Annotated in this window: 6 protein-coding genes; 3 read left to right on the plus strand and 3 right to left on the minus strand. The window is 56.7% G+C overall.

The features are described from left to right. Both LHAB_RS02700 and LHAB_RS02705 read right to left on the minus strand, forming a co-directional pair. Positions 1-2,910: VCBS domain-containing protein (locus tag LHAB_RS02700; RefSeq protein ID WP_194943060.1), on the minus strand; the 2,910-nt coding region annotated here is incomplete at its 3' end. A gap of 172 nt (positions 2,911-3,082) precedes the next feature. Next, the gene (locus tag LHAB_RS02705; protein WP_194943061.1) at positions 3,083-17,101 is read right to left on the minus strand and encodes a beta strand repeat-containing protein; all 14,019 of its coding nucleotides are present in this window, start codon (positions 17,099-17,101) and stop codon (positions 3,083-3,085) included. A gap of 131 nt (positions 17,102-17,232) precedes the next feature. Between LHAB_RS02705 and LHAB_RS02710 the strand changes: the two genes are divergently transcribed. The 3 genes from LHAB_RS02710 to LHAB_RS02720 all read left to right on the plus strand — a co-directional run bounded on the left by LHAB_RS02710 (position 17,233) and on the right by LHAB_RS02720 (position 20,215). Further along, a complete protein-coding gene (locus tag LHAB_RS02710) occupies positions 17,233-17,973 on the plus strand; it encodes a hypothetical protein (RefSeq protein ID WP_194943062.1) in 741 nt (246 codons plus the stop codon). 533 nt (positions 17,974-18,506) lie between these two features. After that, the gene (locus LHAB_RS02715) at positions 18,507-19,541 is read left to right on the plus strand and encodes a sensor histidine kinase (protein WP_194943063.1); all 1,035 of its coding nucleotides are present in this window, start codon (positions 18,507-18,509) and stop codon (positions 19,539-19,541) included. After that, a complete protein-coding gene (locus tag LHAB_RS02720) occupies positions 19,478-20,215 on the plus strand; it encodes a response regulator transcription factor (RefSeq protein WP_090043870.1) in 738 nt (245 codons plus the stop codon). The genes LHAB_RS02715 and LHAB_RS02720 overlap by 64 nt, the downstream gene beginning before the upstream one ends. Before the next feature lie 68 nt (positions 20,216-20,283). On the opposite strand, the gene LHAB_RS02725 is transcribed toward LHAB_RS02720, so the two are convergent. Further along, entirely contained in the window at positions 20,284-21,216 is a 933-nt protein-coding gene (locus tag LHAB_RS02725) for a 3,5-dioxohexanoate:acetyl-CoA acetone transferase (protein ID WP_090043871.1), read from the minus strand. Between the last annotated feature and the right edge of the window lie 84 nt (positions 21,217-21,300).

Genomic DNA, 21,300 nt, shown 5'->3' on the forward strand with positions numbered 1-21,300 from the left:
GCCCACACCCAGGCTGTCGTAAGCGCTGTTGCTCGCGTCAAACGTCCACGCACCCGTAGACCCATCGAGCGCCAGGCCCGCAGGCGTGTTGCCCACCACCGCATAGGTGGCCGTGCTGTTGTCATCCGCGTCGGTCGAGGTCAGCGTGCCGCTGATCGTCGCGCCCTCGTTGACCGGCCGCGCCGTCGTGTACGTCGCCACAGGCGCATCGTTGGCGCCCGTCACCGTGATCGTGAAGCTCTCAGTGTCGCTGCCGCCATTGCCGTCGCTGACCAAGTAAGTCACGGGAATTTGCTGCGTCGCGCCAGCAGCCAAGTCCTGGTAATCAGCGTGGCCAGGATCAAACGACCAGATGCCGTTCGTGCCGATCGACAGGCCCGCAATTGCGTTGCCCACCAGCGCGTACGTCGCGCCATCATTCGTGTCCGCGTCCGTGCGGGTCAACTGGCCCGAGATCGTCGCCAAATCTTCTGTCGCACTTTGCGCCGTCGTGTACGTCGCCACAGGCGCGTCGTTGGTGCCCTGCACCGTGATCGTGAAGCTGTTGGTCGCGCCTGCGCYCTGGTCATCAGTCACCGAGTAGTTGACCGTCACCGAAGCGGTCTCGCCCACACCCAAACTGTTGTACGCGCTGTTATTCGCGTCAAACGTCCACGCACCCGTAGACCCATCGAGCGCCAGGCCCGCAGGCGTGTTGCCCACCACCGCATAGGTGGCCGTGCTGTTGTCATCCGCGTCGGTCGAGGTCAGCGTGCCGCTGATCGTCGCGCCCTCGTTGACCGGCCGCGCCGTCGTGTACGTCGCCACAGGCGCATCGTTGGCGCCCGYCACYGTGAYCGTGAWCGCTYKCWSAACGTATGCCCCGTTGTTGTCGGTCACACGCGCGGTGTAACTCTGCGTGACAGAAGCGCCTTCTGCCAACGCCTTGACATCGGCATCATCGTTATCGAGCGTGTAGGTCCAAACCCCGGTCGATGAATCAATCTGGATCGAACCATATGTCGTCGAAGGCGTGCCCTCGATGCTCCATAGCCGGGTCGCACCCGCATCCACATCAGAAGCACTCAAGGCACCAGAAATGCTGGCTGTGCCTGAGACAGCACTACCATCATCAAGATTTCCAGCCTCAATCACCGTACCTGCATTGGCCCCGGCAGTCGTGGTCAATGTTGGGACGTCGTTGGTGCCAACAATGGTGACCGTGATCGCTTGCTCAACGTATGCCCCGTTGTTGTCGGTCACGCGCGCCGTGTAACTCTGCGTGACAGAAGCGCCTTCTGCCAACGCCTTGACCTCGGCATCCTCGTTATCGAGCGTGTAGGTCCACACCCCGGTCGATGCATTGATCTGGATCGAACCATATGTCGTCGGGGCCGCGCCCTCAATGCTCCATACTTGGGTCGCACCCGTATCCACATCAGAAGCACTCAGGGCTCCAGTAATGCTGGCCGTGCCTGAAAAGACATTGCCATTGTCAAGATTTCCAGCCTCAATCACCGTGCCCGACTGCGCAGCACTGCTGTTGGTGATCGTAGGTCCATCATTACTGCCGATGATCGTAATGGTTACCGTGGTCGTTGTTCCATCGACGGTCAGAACAGAAAAGACGTCCGAAGCGGAAGCACCCTGCGCCAAACTTTGCAACGCACTGCTTGAACTGGTCAGGGCGTAATTCCAAACGCCATTCGAGTCAACGCTAAAGTTGCCATACGAGCTGGCAGTATTGGCTTGAGGCTGGAAAGCTGACTCCCCAGTATCCAAATCAGTGGCCGTAAGCAAGCCACTGACACCAACGAGGCTGTCCTCTCCCATTTGAGCTGCAAAGTTCCCAGACACAACTGGTATGTCATTGACCGCCGTAACCATCACATTCGCAGTGATGTTGAGAGATTGAGTCTCGTTATCGGACGCGCTCGATAAGTTGTTACCACTGTCCGTGATAGACAAGAGCCTGAGCGAACGGGGACCCGGAGTAGGGTTATCAACGTTCAAATTTTGATAGGACGAATAGAGAAGAGCATTCTTTAGAGCGGTGCTGATCATCCCAGCGTCGCTGGTGATACTGACCGTGAAAACGCCGCCACTCTCAGTTATGGCCCAGTTCCAGTCGAAGGTTGCTCCCGAATCAAGGACGGATAAGCTATTGGAGGTAGCAGTTGGCGCCAGAACAATCTGTACCCCATCAAACCAGATGACTTCCTGGTTCGCATCCATGACCCCGGTAACCCGAAAAGTCAGTGCAGTGATTCGTTGATTTGTTGAATCGCCTGTGCCATAGCCTATGGATACCGACCTGAAAAGCAGCATGGGATCCCCCGGAAGCGCGGGGTCCACCACGGGGTTGCCATCTGAATCTAACGCTGCAAGGTTGTCACCCTCAACAAACTGTATGGAGGAACTAAAAGGTACTGCAGAAAGAGTTGGCGCCGCCAAAACCTGCTTGAACCCCTCCCTCGCCTCAGCACTGAAAGGCGCCTTGGGTGCAGCTTGCACGTCCAGCACCCAGCTGCCGCCCTTGTCTTCATGACCCACCAAACCGCTGGAAGCGAAGACGTGTGCACCGGTAACGTTTGCAACTGTGTTGATGAAGTTCATACCAATATCTCCGTGACCGGTCTTGCAGGACCAAAAAGCGATTTGAAGGGGGTTTGTGGCAGCGGCGCCAAGCAGGCCGCTGCGTTGAGAAAATGTCTGCGCGTCCAGGCGTTGACCGCCCAAAATGACCTCGCCAGGAGCTCCATGGCCCAGCACGTGCAGCTGGGCCAAAGAGGGGTCATTCATGAGTTGCGCCATGATGGCCAGGGGCTCATCTTGGGGCGTGATCGGAATGGCGTGTATGCCCGCGTCGAGCCCTTGCAGCAGCGCGTCAACCTGTTGAACGCTGGGGTCGTAAACGAGTGCTTGTGTCATGGCAAATGTCTCTGCTTGTGGGCTAATGCGGGGCGTGGTCATCGGTATGTACCTAGGTATTTTCCGTAATTTTAGCCATTTTGGCAGTATTGACAAGTAGTGATCGAAATAATCATCAATAAATTATGGCGCAGATGTTTTTCGGCGTTTTTGTGCATTTTCGTATTCCCCCTCAGTTCACTGGGTAGATCAAGGGGTCGAGGTCGGTGCGCCAGTCGGGTCCCCATGTGGTTTCAACCCAGTTGGGTTGCGTGATCACAAAGTTGTGCCCCGTGAGTGCCGAGTTGGCACCGCTTTCGAACTCGATGCGCACGGAGGCGCTCTTGGCCGCAGAGGTGGTGTCTAGCCATGTCGACAAATCGATCTCAACCGCTGAGGCATGGGTTTGCCCCTGCACAATGCCCAACAGGTGTGACATCACTTGGGCCGCGGCCTCGGGTGATGTGCTGTTGTTGATGCCAGACTGGGTCACCAATTTTGTGAATGGCGAAAGGTCAATCAAATCGGTGCTGGCATTGAAGTCGCTGATGATGAGGCGCACGTCTTGCCGGTCGTTATGAATCGCAAACACATCGCGCCCGTTGCCACCCGATGCGTGCACGGTGCCCGACAGGGCCACCAAGACGTCGTCACCGGCCCCGCCTTCCAGGCGGGCTTCGTTGGCCAAAACCTCAGCAGAGGTTTTGCCTGTGGTGTTACCGGGGGATTGGCCAGCCAAGAGGATGTCGTCGCCCTCTCCACCCAGCACTTGCGGCATGCTGCTGCCGACGACTTTGGTGGTGGCCCCATTGCCACGGGCCCAGACGATGTCGTTGCCGCCCGCTGCAATGATGTGGTCGGCCGAGCCGCTGCTCGAGATGTAGTCGGCACCTTCGGTCAGTTGCAACTGCAGACCATTGGCCGCGGTGTTGAGTTGGTAGGCTGCGGTGGTTTGACCCGAGGCGTTTTCAAGAACGATGGTTTCGGCGTCGGTCAAAACAGCGCCACCGTCTACAAAGCTGACAGCCAAAAGGCCTTGGCTGTTGGGTGTGAGGTTGGTGATGCCGCTCAATGCGCTGAGGGACACGCCAGTGGGCAAGTTGCTGTTGTTCCAACCCAACATGTACACGCCAATGAAGCCGTATCGGCCCGTTTCATCGGTACCAAAGTCGCGCACACTGGCATCAACGATCATGGTCAGATCCTCGCCAGACCCGCCCACAAAAAGAGACTTCTCTTCGGCATAGAAGAAATCATGCCTTGAATCAGTGCCCAAATAAGTGGTGAAGAGCTCGCCCGATTTGAGCGTTGCGGCATACGCTTGGGTGTAGTTCGTCGGGTGGCTGATGCTGAAAGGGCCTTGGTTGCTGACGTTGTTGGGGGATGTCTCTTGCGCTGAGATGGTCAAACCGCTGATGGCCGTGGTCCAGCCAGAGACTTGACCCAGGAGGCTTCCGCCAGATGCGACCAAAGGCAGGGTGCGTGATACGCCCCCTGCATCGGTGTAGAGACCCGTGAAGTTGAGGCCGCCGTCAAGGTCTTCGAACATGCCGTTGACGCGAACGACGGCGTTGCCGTTGGCCATTTTGTAGACGTTCACAGCCAGTTCAGGGCTAACACTGGACGACCAGGTTGGTGCGTCTTGTGCACCACTGACCGCAAAGGCGGCAAGCCCAGTGGCCACCAAGCCCCCGGTGTCGCGCACCACCATGACGAATTTGTCCAAATCGGTTTGGATGTTGGTCAAGGATGCGGTCTCTACAGCACTGGCATCCACCTGGTAACTGAGCGTGGCGGTGTTGCCACCCTGGTGCGTCAAGGTCACCGTGCCAAAGTTGCCGGCTTGTGTCCATTGCGTGGCATTGACCTGGGTCCAACCACCCCAGGTGGTGTCGTGCAGCAAACTCGGCAGGGGGCCGTCCACATCGCTGAAGGTCAACGTGCGCGTCAGGCCCGTGCCCGTGACGGCGAGCACTGGCGCGTCGTTCACGGGAATGAGGTCCAGCGTGAGGGTGTATTCAGAAAGACTGAACTGGCCTTGCGAGTCCTGAACCTTGAAGGAGAAGGTCTGGTCGGTGTCGGCGTTAGCGACAGGTGTGTAGATCAGATTGCCAGCAATGATCTGGTCGATGCCAATGGCTTGAGGTGCCACAACGGCCACGCCATTGAGCCTGAGCACGCCCTGCGCGGGCAGGCTGGTGATTTGCACGCCGGCGAAGCTGTCTGCCGGGTCTTGGTCTGCAAAGACACCAAAGTCAGATGCGGTCAAAGCCTTTGCCACATCCTCGGTCACGGCCGCGGTGTCATTGGCAGAAGTGGGGGGGGCGTTGGTCACGGCCGGATCCAGCTTGACGCTGGCCAGCGCGGTGTTCATGGCTGCCACATTGTTGCCTGCCAAGTCGGCCATGCTGCCAGCAAAGCCCAGCAAAGTGATGCCCGATGTGGCCGTGTCAGCGGATGTGACGGTGTAGCTGAAGCTGGCTTGAGTGGAGCTTGCGCCACTGTTGACCACAACGCTGCCAGGCACCAACGCAGCGCTGACGGTGCGGGAGGAACCAGATGGGTTATTGAGCTGCACCTGCAAACTGGCGTCGGCACCCACCGTGAGCACGGCATCAAACTGCAGCGTGAAGTTCAACACACGGGCCAGGCCGTAGGTGGCCGCTTCGGGGTACTCGCTGGTGGTGCTTAACACTTTCGGAGCTAGCGTATCGATCACCAAGGTACCCGCAGGATTGACAGCTGCGCTGAGTGCCGTCAACGCATTACCCGCAGCATCTTTGAAGGTGCCAGCAAAACTGCTGACCATCAGGTCAGCCACATTGCTGTCGCCACTGGCCACGGTGTAATTGAACACCAAGGCAGTGCTGCCACTGCCGCTGGCATAGGTTGCGGTCGCGCCGTTACTCAGCGTCAAGGTGGGGGTGCCGGTCACAGTGATCGCTTCGGTCGTGTTGACCGTGAAGGCCACTGTCTTGCCCGCGTTCAAAAATCCAGCGCCACCTGTGATGCCAGTTCCAGAAACTGCAATGGATGAAACCGTGGGCGCCGCGGTATCGATCACCAAAGTGCCCGTGGGGTTGACCGCTGCGCTCAGCGCCGTCAACGCGTTACCCGCAGCATCTTTGAGGGTGCCAGCAAAACTGCTGACCATCAGGTCAGCCGCGCTGCTGTCGCCACTTCCCACGGTGTAGTTGAACACCAAGGCAGTGCTGCCACTGCCGCTGGCATAGGTTGCAGTCGCGCCGTTGCTCAGCGTCAAGGTGGGGGTGCCCGTCACGGTGACGGCTTCGCTCGTGTTGACCGTGAAGGCCACTGTCTTGCCCTCTCCGAGCAAGCCAGCTCCAGCGGAAATTCCAGTTCCAGAAACTGCAATGGATGAAACCGTGGGCGCCGCGCTATCGATCACCAAAGTGCCCGTGGGGTTAACCGCTGCGCTGAGCGCCGTCAACGCGTTACCCGCAGCATCTTTGAGGGTGCCAGCAAAACTGCTGACCATCAGGTCAGCCGCGCTGCTGTCGCCACTTCCCACGGTGTAGTTGAACACCAAGGCAGTGCTGCCACTGCCGCTGGCATAGGTTGCAGTCGCGCCGTTGCTCAGCGTCAAGGTGGGGGTGCCCGTCACGGTGATGGCTTCGGTCGTGTTGACAGTGAAAGCCACCGCCTTACCCGCGTTGAGCAAGCCAGCACCAGCTGTGATGCCAGTTCCAGAAACTGCAATGGATGAAACCGTAGGCGCCGCGGTGTCGATCGCCAAAGTGCCGGTGGGGTTGACCGCTGCGCTGAGCGCCGTCAATGCATTACCCGCAGCATCTTTGAGGGTGCCAGCAAAACTGCTGACCATCAGGTCAGCCGCGCTGCTGTCGCCACTTCCCACGGTGTAGTTGAACACCAAGGCAGTGCTGCCACTGCCGCTGGCATAGGTTGCAGTCGCGCCGTTGCTCAGCGTCAAGGTGGGGGTGCCCGTCACAGTGATGGCTTCGCTCGTGTTGACCGTGAAAGCCACCGCATTACCCGCGTTGAGCAAGCCAGCACCAGCTGTGATGCCAGTTCCAGAAACTGCAATGGATGAAACCGTAGGCGCCGCGGTGTCGATCGCCAAGGTGCCTTCGGGGTTGAAGGCTGCGCTGGTCAAAGCGTTGCCTGCCGTATCCCTTAAGGTACCAGCAAAACCGGTGACCGTCAGATCAGCGGCACTGCTGTGGCCACTGGCTACGGTGTAGTTGAACACCAAGGTATTGGTGCCACTTCCGCTGGCATAGGCTGCAGTCGCACCGTTGCTCAGTGTCAAGGTGGGGGTGCCAGTGACGGTGATGGCTTCAGTCGTGCTGAGCGTGAAGGCCACTGTCTTGCCTGGGCTGAGCAACCCAGTGCCAGAGGTCAAGTCCGTGCCAGCAGCCGTGACAGAAGAAGCTGTGGGTACCACAGTGTCCACCGTCACAGACAGTGCTGCTGAAGGTGCAGAGACAAAGCTGCCCACTTGTATGGTGCTGGTGATGCTGCTGACAGTTGCATCGCCAGAGGCCAGATTTGTTGTGGGCGTGACATTGGCAACGCCAGAGGAAACCTCTGCTGCGGTAACCAAGCGCTCTGCAACCAAAGACCCGTTGGCATAGAGGCGAACGGTGCTGCTCACCGTCGCACCTGTGTCCGTCAAAGAGACGGCAAAGGTGGGAGTGGTCGAGCTGGTGCGGTCGTCTGTGGTGCTGGAGCCCAAGTCACTTGCTGCCACCAAATCTGGCGTGCCGGTGGGTACAGGTGCATTGAGGAAGAGCGACTGCGCAGTGCTGAAGATGGTGCCGTTGACATCGTCGTGCACGCGCACTTCGATGGCTGCAACACCAGCAGCCAATTTGGATGTGGCCGTGTAACCCAGGGTGGTCAACGCCGTGTTGACCACAGCCGTGGCGCCCACCAGGGTGTAGGTGGTTTGATTGCCACTCTCGACAGGGGTGCCGGACCAATTCAAGCCTGCGCCAACACCTAAAGACAGGCTGCCGCCGCGTGCGACGAGCTCAACGGTTTGGATGTCGGTGGCATACAAATCGTCTTTGATCTGTATTGATGCCGCGGCAGAGCCACCCAATGCGCTCAAAGGCAAAGCGGCACTCGATGCGGGCAAGACCACGCTTGAGGGGTCGTTCACAGCCACGGTGATCAGGCCTGCATCACCTGCGACGCTACGCCAGCCAGTGAGGCGCACCGTGTTAGTTGCAGTATTGGCCAAGATGATGCCAAGTGGGTTGGCATCGTTTGCTGTGGTCTCAAAGTACAGCATGTTCGCCGTCGTAGAGCCATCACCCGCAACGACCCAAGCATCAACGGTGCTTTCGCTACGAGCAGCCTCCGAGCTGACCAACTGAACATTGGATGGCAGTCGAATAAAGTCGCCCACCGACAAGTCGGTGATGGTGTCAAACGAGCCAACGGTTGAGCCGGTGGAGTCAGCATTGAAAACAAATACGTCATTGCCCGCACCGCCTGTGAGGCTGTCCACGCCTTCACCACCGGTGAGGGTGTCATGGCCTGCGCCACCGGCCAAGGTGTCGTTGCCTGCGCCGCCTGTGAGGCTGTCATTGGCTGCACCACCACTGGCGGTAATGGCTGCGCTGCTGGCAGAGGCATTTAGACTGAAGGCACCTGCGGTGCGCTGGCTTGCGTCAATGGCAGTTACAGAGGTGGTCGTTAAAGCGAGCGTGAAATCGCTAGAGCCAATGACTTTGAGAGTTTCAATGCTTTGCAATTTGGCCAAGTCGGCAGCCAGCAAGGTACCGCCTGAGCCCATCAACTCAATCGTATCCGCTCCGGAGTCACCTCCCACAGCCTGGGCGGCGTTCAAGTCGGCCACAGACATGCGGAAGGTGTCATCACCTGCGCCGCCATACAACTTGTCGGCACCGCCGCCGCCAGAGATGATGTCAGCGTATTGCGAGCCAATGATGACGTTGGTCGCCGTGGTACCCACCAAGTTGGTGGCGCCAGAGGCAGAAGAGGCCAGGGCTGAGGAGCTCAAGCCTGAGGCGTCAATGTTGACAGCGGCAAACAAGCCAGTGACAGATACTCGTCCAGTTGCTGTTGCCACCAATGACGAGGACAAGTCAGCCAATATGTTGCTTGAGCTAGGGTCAAGGGCCAACACCAAGGTCGTGTTGGAAGCCGGCGTTAGGCTTGTTACAGCAGCTGTGCCAGCACTCAAGACAGAGGCAAAGGGGCCTTTGCTCAAACTGAGGGCAACCGTGGTGGTGCCCACAGTTTGGTTGCCACCATCGGTTGCAGTGATGGTGACAGTGCGGCCTGCTGAAATTTCATCGTCAGCCACAACGACCGAATGGGTAAACACCACGCCCCGTAAGACCGATTCAAACGAAGTGATAGAGGCTGTGGTGCCATCGGCCTTGCTGACAGTCAGCGTCAGGTCACTGAGGGTGGCTATCAAACCTGCGGCGTCTAGGGCTGTTTGGCCAGCAGTGGAGAGCGCCAAGGCTCCCGTTCCATTGGCAAGCGAATTCAATGCCACCGTGATGGACTTGAACTGCGTGCTGTCTACGTCAGTGATGGTGGCAGAAGGCGCCAACACAGCAGCCACAGAGCCCACCCCACCCGAGAACATGGCGGTGTTGTTCAGGCCTGCGGTATCGGCACCTGACAAATCGATGATAGCTTTGTCGTCTGTGCCTGTGATATTGACTTGCACGGCTGCAGCAGCACTGCTGAGGCCAGATTCGTCTTTGACGCTGATCTGCACGGAACGCACTGCGGTGCTGGGGTTGGCCGCCATGTTTTGGTAGGCCACAGTGCGCAGCACAGCTTGGTAGTTGGCCAATGTGGTGGTACCCGTCAAGTTCAAGGTGCCACTTGTGGCATCAAAACTACCGGTGATGCCAGAGCCTGCCGTAAAAGCCAGCAAGTCTTCACCAGGTGCATAACCCGAAACCAATCTAATCTGAGCAGAGCTGATGTTGGCACTGGCGTTGCCATCAGGATCCGTCAATACCAAGCCCGACGCAATGAAGGCTGATGCCGCCGTTTTGGTGGATGAAGCTGATTCAGTGAAGGATACAGGCGAGACGCTCAGGGCAGATAACACAGGCGCGTCATTGACGGCGACAACGTTGATGCTGCGTGACACTAAAGCGGATGACAACACCGTGCCAGAGCTTGATTGGTTCAGATCGGTAAAGACGATTTCAAGGTTACGCGTCACAGTTGTGATGTCATCGCGCGTGTTTTGGAAAGTCACCGCTTGCACGGCAGCTTGGTACTGAGCGAGTGTGGCTGCACCTGTCAGGGTCAACACGCCATTGACGTAGCTGCCAGTGACAGGGTTGCTTGCAATAGCGGTGAAGCTCAACGCATCACCGGCTTGTGCGTTGGTGATTCGAACCACAGCACCGCTGAGCAGCGTACTGTCAATGTCGCTCAAGCTCACAGCCGGGGCCACTTGCATGGCTGGGCCGTTTTCGGTGAAGGTCAATGCAGTTGTTGGGATGATGGCCACAGGCGCATCGTTGCCGGATGTGATGGGCACGGTCACCACAGAAGCAGCAGAGTTCAGATCAGACTGGACACTGTCCACCAACACATAGCGCAAAGACGCGGGCGTGGTGCGATCGGCATCTGGGGTGAACTTCAAGTTCAAGGCACCACTGGTGAGCGTGAGTGCTGTGCCCGCAGCGCCCAACGCGATAGCCGAGCCATCAGATTGAGTCAAGGTGCCGCCCTCGACAGACAAGATGCGCAGCTTGCTAGGCGCAGCACTGTCTGCGTCGGTCAATGCGGGAGCCAAGGTGAGGTTCGCAGCCTTGGCGTCTTCGGCGATGGCGGTGGCAGTCAGGTTGCCACCGGCATTGGGGGCTTGGTTACTAACGACTGCCACCTGGATGGTGGTACTGGCTGTCAAATTGCTAGGATCAGTGACAGACACGGTGATAGTGGGGCTGCCGTTTACAGGTGAGGTGTACCTGACATTGGCCAAGGTGGTTTGCAATTCCTCAGGACTGCCGACAAAAGTGATGCTGGTGGCGGTCTTGGCGCCCTGCGTGACGCCAGCGCTGATGGTGCCGGGTGTGAGGGTACCCTGCGAAGCCGTCAAGGTCACTCTCAGGCTGCTGCTGTCCGCATCGGCCAAACTAATTTGCGGCAACAAGGTGGCCATCAATCCTTTGAACATGGCGCTGCTGGGTGCCACCACGGTGGGGGCTGCCTCATCGACCGCAACGCTGAAACTGCTCGCCGGGTCCGTTGTCAAGGCATCGAGGTCTGACACGCTAACGCTGATTTGCGCCGTGGTAATACCAGCATTGGCTTTGAACGACAAGTTAGCCAAGGCTGCATTTACAGCACTTTTAGCGCCTTCAAGTGTCACTTGCCCCGCGACTGAGCGGTTGACAAATATGCCTGTGCTGGTGCCCGTGATCACATCGCCCGCAGTGGACATCAAGGTGACAGACACGTTGTCGCTGTCGATATCGGCCACGCTGATCGGCGCGAGAGACGAGGTGGTGCCAGCAGTGACGCGCTGATCTGAAGCGATGGAGTCAATGGTGGCAGAGTTGTGGATATCCACCGCAAACTCAGCCTGGCCTAAAACGCCAGTACGAATAGATGCAGTTTCACCCGAGCCCAAATAGGGCTGCACACTCACACGCACGCCGCCCGTCAACTCACCAGCCGCGCCGGTGAACATCAAGCGGGCGAGGGCGCTGTTGATCTCTGCCAAATTGCCGGTGAGGGTATAGGTCCCGGTTGAACCCACCAAGGATAAGCCACCAGCAGCTTGCTGCAGGTGCAAGGTGCCGTGAACGGATGTGAGTGTCGCCACCAGCTTGCTGGTGGTGTCAAAGTAGTCCACCGCCACCCCGGCCACCGCCATGGCCTGACCATCGCCTGCTGCAATGGTGGTGGGCACGCTCAAGACAGGCGTGTTGGGATCATCATCAAGTAAGGTGACACGCGCAGAACCATTGGCAATCAAGTTGCCATTGAGGTCCGTGAATTGCGAATTTCCATACGCATCTTTGACCGTCAAAGTCAACAACTCAGAAGTATTGCGGGCAGTGTTGTTGACGAGTTCGATGGTAATGATTTGTTCGGTCACATCAGGACCAAAAGTCACGCTACCTTTAGGGATGTCTCCGCCTACAAAGCGGTCACCAGTCAAGGCGGCAGAGCCTTCTAAGCTGTAGTTCAGCACCACAGTACCGTCCAAACCACCGCCACGGGTAATCTTGAAGGCAATCACACCGCCTTGTCCCAATGCATCACCTTCGAATACGTTGGCGGCGGCAGCAGCAGTCAAGCTGTCAGTGGTCGTGACACTGACACTGAAAGACGATGGCACGATGGGGCCAACAATGACGTTGGCCACCTTGTAATCAATGCCCTGTGTCGTGTCACCCAACATCTGAGCAGGCGTGAGGTAGTCATTTCCGCTGGTATCGCCCACGATGTAGCGCTCCAGCATTTCGGTGGACTCACCCTGCACAACTTGCTGAACAGCCACAATTTTTCTCAACACATTGATAGCATCTTTGCTGTCGGCCGTATTGCCGTCGATGGCCGTTGCATCAACTGCTGAAATAAGCTGGTTTGCTTTGGCAATGATGCTGGCAATATCGCTGACTTTGGTGGCGTAGTCGGTCGTCAAGTCGCCGGTTCCAGAAACAACGGCAATAGACGAAAGCGCAGGTACGGCCTTGATGGCGTTAGTCAACAGGGTGTTGATGGTGCTGGAACTGGTGAGCAAGTTGCCCAGTAAAGGTGGTGTGGCATCGTTGAGCAAGGACGCCAGGGCTGAAATAATTTTGACACTGGTATCAGTGGTTTGAATCCCCGATGCAGTGGATAAACCGTCTATGGCGGCCAAGGTTGTGCCACCCACATCTGCCAAGGTGGCGATCATGGCGGCATTTTTTTGGTATGCAATGGCTGACAGCTTGGCGTTCATCTGCTTTGACGGTTGTTCCGAGGTGTCTGCTGATTTAGCGGCTACGCGAAACGCGTCATACGACGACAAAAATGAGCTGTATTTACCCGCAGTCATACCAACATCAGTGGTTGGCGAGTAGCTGCCAAACAAACCAGCGCTCACTACTTTGCTCACCGCTACTTCGGTGAGGGTGTTGTAGATAAACACACCTTTGCTGTTGATCGCACCACCAGCCAAGGACTGGTACTGCGCAAACAAGGTGGTCACCGGGTTGATGACGGTGTAATTCTCAGGCGCTTCGTATTGAACGGAGAAAGCAGCACCTGTAGAAATATCTTCACCACCGCGCATGATCAAGTGGCCTTTACCACCAGGAATCGAGAACACACCCGCGCCGATAGAGCCACCCACAGCCTCGCCTGCGTTGATGGCGTTGTTGTTGTTGCTATCGGCAAAGATGACCACGTTGATCAAATAGCCGTCAACCGCAGAACCGATGGCCACGCCGTTGATCTTGATACCAGACAAGGCGCCGATGTTGTTCAACGTCAAGCTCAGTTCGTTGCCTGCAGCGTCTTGAATCTTGGCATCACTGCCGCTGCCATCTGTAAACTCAACGCTTGGGTTAACAGTGATGCCGGTAGTATCCAAATCACCCGAGACCACTTCGTACTCAAAAGTCAATGCGTTGGTGCCCTGCCCTACCGGTTCGCCGTACTCATCTCGCTTGAGGTAAGCGTATTGCGGATCCGCACTGTCCAAATTGATTTGGATGTAGGGGTTGCCAGGTTGGTCTTGGCCAAGAGAAGTGTTGTAAGTACCACCCACATACATGGCCTCGGTGCCATTGAGCACAAAGGTCAAGGTCTCGCCGCGTTGGTATACGGCGTTGCCTGGAACCGACAGGCTAGATACCGTGGGGACTTGGTTGTCGAGGGTGATGGACAAAGCGCTACTTGCGACGCTGCTGTTGCCTGCTGCGTCAACAGCTTTAACGCTCAGACTGTGCGTGCCCTGCGATAGGCTGACACCTGTGAAGCTGTAGTTCCCACTGCTGTCAGCCGTGGTTGAGTAAGACGACTTGACACCGTTGACGAACAACTGAACAGTCGAGCCATTTTCCGCACTCGTCCCAGTAAAGGAGAGCGATGAGGACTGGGTGATATTGTCTGTAGTTGCGTATTTAAGCGCAAAAGCGCCGGTATCGCTTGTTAAATCTGGTGCACTTGTTGGCGTGGTCGGTGCAGAGCGGTCGAGCGTGAACGCTTTGGTGGACACGCTGGTCTCAAAAGTGTTGCCAGCACGGTCGGCCACCGTAGCGTTGATTTTGTAATCGCCATCATCGCTCAGCGCCGTCAAATCGGCGCTGCCTACAGCAACAGAAAAGGCTCCGTTTGTGACGGTTCCAGTCAGCACAAGAGTGCCACCAGCTGTCGACGTATTCGCCAGGCCTTCAATGGTTACCGAGACTGATTGCCCGTCCTCAGCACCGACAGCAGTGCCAGAGATGGTAAAACCTGTTGCAGCCAAAGCGCTGTTGACATAGCCGCCAGCGTCAGCTATGGCCGCAGCAGAAGGCAGGTTGATAACGGGCGCAGATTTGTCGATGGTGATGGGCTGCGTCTCTGTGGTGCTGTCGTTGCCAGCCAAGTCTGTCGCTTTGACTTCTAGTGTGTAAGTGCCATCAGCCAAAGAGGACAAGTTGCCAGACACCTTGGCTGTCACCCCACCGCTGGCAGCGCTATAGGACAAACCGCTTGAAACACTGACGCCAGAAGCATCGAGCAAACGCACGCTAACAACTGCAGCCGCATCGCTGAGCGTAAGAGGTTGTTCAAATTCATCGAGCTCAGTAGCTGAAAAATTGTTGTCGCTCAAAGCGGTCAGGCTCAGCGTTGGCGCTTGCTGATCCAACAAGACGACCGGTGACATGGTGCTAACGCCAGAGACGTTGCCAGCGGCATCGGTTTGAGAAATAGTGATGTCGTAGGTGCCCTCGGTCGTGATTCCCAGCTGCGAGGCACTGACGCTGAAGGTTGAGGTTGAAGCCACGACTGTTACAGCTACGCCGTTGACAGTGATTGACATCGCCGCACCAGGCTCGGCGTCGGTGATAGTGAAACTACTGCCGAGTTTGGTCACACCATCGCTAGAGGATGTTCCCGTGTCCTCGCCCGTTGCAAGTGCAATCGTGGGTGTTTTGACGGTGTTATCAAACGCGACCATTAACCCTTTAGACTCACCGCCAGCCAAGCCTGCTGCCGTGTCAACACGCGAGCTGATAAGACGCTTTTCATCGACTACAAGAGGTTGATTGGTATCAGTTTGTGAGTCGAGTTGACGCAACAAAGTGACCAAACTTGGTGCACTAAATGTCAAACTGAAGGTCGTGTTGGCACTGGCTCTGGCAGCCGTGAGTTCTTCGTCCGTAAAAATATGCGACAGCCACACGTTGCCATCGACCAACACTTTCAAGACGTCACCTGCCACTGCATCAGTGGGGACCTTCTGATTGATCGTCAAATTCCCGCTCGAGTTCAGCGTAGCGGAACCTAAACGGGTGAGCGCGTTGTTTGAGCCATCGATCAAGGTGGGGCGATCAGGGGCCGAGCGAGCACCCGCTGTAGGCGCCGCAACTGCACCCACCACGTCCGAGATACTGTCGAACATGCTGACCAGGCTAGAACCCGAAAAGTTAGACGCATCGAGCGTGCCAGCATTGATGGCATTGCTGAGGTTGTACTGCGCCGCGTATTCGGTTTGTACCAAAGACGTCAGTGCGGTCAACGAATAGGTGTTGGCACTGAAGGCCAATTTACTGACCTCGTCGTTCACATTGGAGATGGAGGCAGACAAGGCATCGAGCTGACCTGCCGGAATGCTCGTTCCGCCGACGTTAACGTCAGTCAAGACAGCATTGACAAAGGTGTCGCTACCCAAATCAACAGTCGTGCCTGCAGGCGCTGCGGACAATTGCCCCGCCAATGCGTTAACCACCGCATTCGATGAGAGCTCCAAAGAGGATCCTGATGCCATCTTTGCAGCGGCCGTGCCCGCTACGATCAAGTTCGCCACTTGTGCAGCCGCCGCGTAGACTGTCAGTGCCTTGGTTTTAGCGGCAGCATTTGCACCATTGAGCGCACTGTCAATTGAATCTGTTCTGAGCAAGTCGTCTGAAGTGACGCCCTGGGCGGTCAATCCCAAGAGATCTGCAACCTTAGCAACGGCAGCGTCTGTGGACAGGCCACCGATATCCTTGACACTTTGAATCAGTGTGGTCAAAGGCGTGACCACAGTGGCTCCATCTGGTGCAAGCAAAATACCTTGGAAGTTCAACCCCGTGCCATAGATGTCTTTACCGCCCAAAACGCGGATGGCCCCAGAGCCTTCAAGACCAGAAAAGTTGCCGTTCGCGTCCGTGAACTTGAACTTGTCAAGCCCAGCATTGACGACTTCACCTTCTTCCACCTCACCATCGCCGTCGTCGTTCCAGGTGCCGTTGAATTGCCCATTGCCATCGCCATCGCGCCAAACCAGCGCGCCTTTGAGGTAGCCTTTGACGACGACACCTGAGGCCAACGCCACCAAAGAGTTACCCCCAGCAGCAGCTGCTGCACCGCCGCCACCGCCGCCACCCAGACCAAGAAAGCCCAGCAAAAATGCCGGGTTAAATCCGTCTATGAATGAGCTGCCGGCCGATTTGACAACTGCATCCTCAGAATCGTCGATGGCGGGCAATCCAGCCTGCTCGAGTTCGTCGTTGAAAAGGTCCCTGAAGGATTTGCGGGCCTCTGCCGCCGAACTGATTGGTGCGCTGGCATTGGATCCAGCGCTTTGGCCCGAGGCTGTTGCAACCTCTTCACTGAATTGAGCATGCGCGCCGCCTAGGCGCAACCATTTCTCAACCAGCATGCTCAATGCGGCATCGGTGAGGATGGCCGACTGCTCTTGCGATGCAGCAGCGGTCTGATTTTGCTCTGTCAGCGGCGAGGCAAAGGAGATGACGGTCTCAGATTCGGGTCCACCGACATCATCACGTGCGTCGTGGGCTACGGCAGAGTCACTGGCGTCGGTGTTTGCTTGGCCCCGCCCCTCTTGGCCGTCTTGAGTGTCTTGCGATATGACTGTCTGTGCAGCCAGCGTCTTGTCGGCCAACAACAGGCTGGCCAACACAAGGGTCCAAAAAGACCGAGCAGGAACAAGCGTGACTTTTTGCAGCAAATCTGCAAGAGCCAGCTTGGCCTTTCTCTGATGGCGTGCATCACGGCTAGAGTCTGAACGCATACGGTATCCGGTCTTTACTTAGGTAGTTACCGCAAATTTATCATTTCTTACACAAGATTGCAAGTTCACCCCTCTTAATAGTCAGAATTATCAGTTAATTATCAAAGTGCTTGCCATAGAATGTCCTATAAATGTTTTCTTCACTTGTTCGGAACCTGATCACTGCGATTGCTCTCGCAGGGCTTGCATGGGCAGCACAAGGCCAGAACAACGTACTTGAAGACCCCAAAAAAGAAAAAATTGATTCTTTTGGAGTCTTTAGTGCTGATTCATCAGATCCTGCGCTTTTTCGGGATCTGCTGTCTCAATCTCTGGGCGAATTGATCCGATACGAATCCGCTGTTTTGTCAGAATTGCGGAAGGGTTTCGAGCGCCTGAACAAGAGCTGCCTGCGCTCTACCCCACCGAAGTCCCCGCCAGACAATGCCCTGTTGTCGCGAAATATTCTGGCTTTCGAACAAGCGGCCGCTGTTGTCGCTTCGCGTCAAGACACTTTGTCCCGCACAGCCACAGCGTTTGAACTTGCTGCCAAGCGACAGGAGGTACAGCACTGCTCTGGTTTGTCCTCTAACTTGACTTTTGGCTTTTTGAAGTCTCCAAGCTGCAAACAAGCTCAGAATCTACAGAGCCTGGTCAAAACTTACCGATCTGGACTGGAGCAGTACTACCAACTGCAGTCCGAGCGCTATCGGACTTATCTGGAACTGGCCCAAATCGAGCAGCAAAGCTGTGTGCGTGCAGGCTTCACAGGCCGTTTGCTGCAAGCCAATGAGGTTCACATGCGCGAGTCCGAGGCGCAAAGCCAACGCCTGCTGGTTCAATGGGACCGTGATTTGGCCCGGCTGCTGCAAGCAGGAGGGACGCCGCCATGAGTGCCATTCGCGCCATGCCGACTTGGCCACGCTCCATTGAGAAGATTTTGCTGGGCATGCTCTTTTTGAGCCTGACAGCCATGGGGGCCTTGATCGCTTATTGGTCTGGAAGCTGGTACCTTCACCAAACCGAACAACGGGCGGTGCAAAACGCGTTGCCTGCACTTTCAAGGGCGTTGGACCAGTCGCTGGGCGAGCTCGAATCACGCCTTATCACGGACAACTACCTGGACTTGAACAGCCCCAGCAAAATGGCGGCGATTTTTCAAGAGCTGCGAGAGGACCTGCCGTTTGTGGCGGCTTTGCAGCTGCGAGACATTGAGGGCGAGTTGTTGCTCACCACCGCTTCAACGCACCGGGCTGAACATCGCTGGTTGTCGCCAGGGTACGCGGCTTTGTTTGAAGCGGCGGTCAAGTCAAGACGCCCCAGCTACTCCAGCATTTACACAGAGCCGATGCGTGGCCAAGATGCTTACTTTTTTGACCTGATTGTTGTGACCCAGTGGGGGCACCAGCAAGGCTTGGTCGCCAAGGTGTCGGCCGCCGAGTTGTTAAAGGCCAGCCTCCAAGAATTGGAACGGGAAACTGCCTCGGGGCTGGAATTGGTGATCCAAGAGATCACCCAGGCCTTGCCCCAGCCAGCTCCTACAACGCGCTGGCCGCTCGCACAATGGCTTTTCGAGCGCAACGGCTTGCGCTTGACGCTGTCGGGCAGCGTCTCGGCCCCAATGGCCGACAGCGCCGCAGTTTTGCAATGGCTGCTCGCGTGCCTTGGCGGCTTGTCGACCCTGACAGTGTCCTTATGGGTGCGCGGTCTGCGGGTCAGAAGACTGACCAAGTTAAGGTTGGCCGAGATCGAAAAGAAAATGCAGTCGGACGCCCGGATTGCAACCCTTGGCGAAATGTCAACCGCCATCGCGCACGAGTTGAATCAACCCCTCGGGGCCATTTGCAATTACGCCTATGCGGCCGAAAAAATTGCAAAACAGCAGTCCCACCCTGAGCCTGCATTGCTGGAGGGATTGGCTCAAATTCGTCACGAAGCCGAGCGTGGTGCTGAAGTCATCAAAAGCATTCGCAACTTCATTCGCCGCGAAGAGATGGCGTCAGAGCAAATCGATGTGGCGGTAATGCTCAATGACCTCATGCCGATTTTGGAGCTTCAAGCCCAAAGCCAAGGCAGTCGCCTCGGTGTTGAAGTCAAAGATAACCTGAAGATCAATTGCTCAAAAGCACTTTTGCAACAAGTCATTTTGAATTTGACCAAAAACGGGCTTGATGCCATGAAGGATTTGCCCAGAGCGGCCCGGTTTTTGCAAATCAAGGCGGGAGTCAATGAAGACACCCAACGGATCACTTTTGAAGTGATTGATGCTGGCCACGGGATCTCGGAGGAGGTCCAGAAATCACTTTTCAAACCATTTTTCACCACCAAAAAAGATGGCCTTGGGATTGGTTTGAATTTGTGTCTGTCGATTGCCGAACGTCAAGGTGGTACGGTGAGATGGCAAAACAACGCCACAGGCGGTGCCAGGTTTGTGCTGGAGCTTCCAGCCAACAATTACTGATCATTCATGCCATGAACCTGCCTCTGACCGGACTGCCTCCGCCCTACGTGATCGCCATCGATGACGATGCCGGCATGCTCAAAAGCATGGACTTCTTGCTGAAAACAGAGCGGATCCAATCCCGCCTTTTTTCAGGCGGACCGGAATTTTTCGCGGAGGTTGAATCCCATCCCGAACTTCTGAACGGCCCGGGGTGTATCTTGCTTGACGTGCGCATGCCCGACATGAACGGGCTGGAAGTTTTTGACAAACTGATTTCGATCGATGACAACCTCAACATGCCGGTGATTTTCATCACAGCGCATGGTGATATTGCCTTGGTGACCAAGGTCCTCAAACAAGGCGCAGTCGACTTCATTACAAAACCATTTTCTGCGGAAGACCTGTTGTTGCGCCTGCACCAGTATTTTGAAATTTCCCGCGCAAGGTACACCCGAAAAGCCAACATCCAGTCAGTGCACCAGCGCATCAGCCAACTGACAGAGCGTGAACTGTTCGTCATGGAACACCTGTTTGAAGGCCTGTCCAACAAAGAAATTGCAGAACTGTTGGGCAACAGTGTCCGGACCATCGAGTTGCGCAGGGCCGCTATTTACGACAAGTTAAATGTCAAAAGTGCTGTCGAATTGGCCCGTCTTCTTGAAAATGCCGCTTGGAAAAAGAAAACGCTTTGACGGCATTTTCTGACGGGTTTGCCCGGCCTCGGTCAAGTGACGCGCCGGGGCTCAACGACCACTGATCTTCAAAAGTTCACCCGATCCCCGCCCTTGAGCGCCAGCATGCTGCGCGCTTCATCCGGCGTGGCGATCTCCAGATTCAGGGCTTCGAGCACGGTGCGGATGCGCTGCACTTGCTGAGCACTGGACTCGGCCAATTTCCCGGGGCCGATCCACAGCGAGTCTTCGAGGCCCACGCGCACGTTCGAGCCCATGGCCGCACCGATGCTGGCCAGGGCGATCTGGCCTTTGCCTGCACCCAAAATCGACCACTGGTAATCGTTGCCAAACAGGCGGTCGGCCGTGCGCCGCATGTGCATCAGGTCTTCGGGGTGCGGGCCGATGCCGCCCAAAATACCAAACACAGACTGCACAAACAAAGGTCCCTTGACCAGCCCCCGGTCACGGAAGTGGGCCAGGTTGTACAGGTGGCTGATGTCATAGCACTCGAATTCAAAGCGGGTGCCGTTTTCGGTGCCCAAGCGCAAAATGGTTTCGATGTCCTTGTAGGTGTTCTTGAAGACCAGATCCCGGCTTTTCTCGAGGTGCTCACGCTCCCACGCGTGCTCAAACGTCTTGAAGCGGTCGAGCATGGGAAACAAGCCGAAATTCATCGAGCCCATGTTGAGCGAGGCCACCTCGGGCTTGAAGGTCAAGGCCGGCTGCATGCGCTCTTCGACCGTCATGTGCGGACTGCCCCCCGTGGTCAAGTTGATGACGGCGTTGGTGCTGGCCTTGATTTTTTTCAAAAAAGGCACGAAATACGCCGGGTCTTGGGTGGGGCGACCGTCTTCGGGGTGGCGGGCGTGCAGGTGCAAGATGGCCGCACCCGCCTGGGCGGCGGCAATCGCCGCGTCGGCGATCTCGTCGGCCGTCACCGGCAAATGCGGCGACATGCTGGGCGTGTGGATGGCCCCGGTTGGGGCGCAGGTGATGATGACTTTGCGGCTTTTGCTCATGAACAGACTCCAAAAAGTGGCTGACCCGTGGCCAGCAGAACTCAAAGCGCACCAGCATGCCCGAGCCACCCCCTTCTTGGGGTC

The organism is Limnohabitans sp. 2KL-27 (assembly GCF_001269345.1).
Lineage (GTDB): Bacteria > Pseudomonadota > Gammaproteobacteria > Burkholderiales > Burkholderiaceae_C > Limnohabitans_A.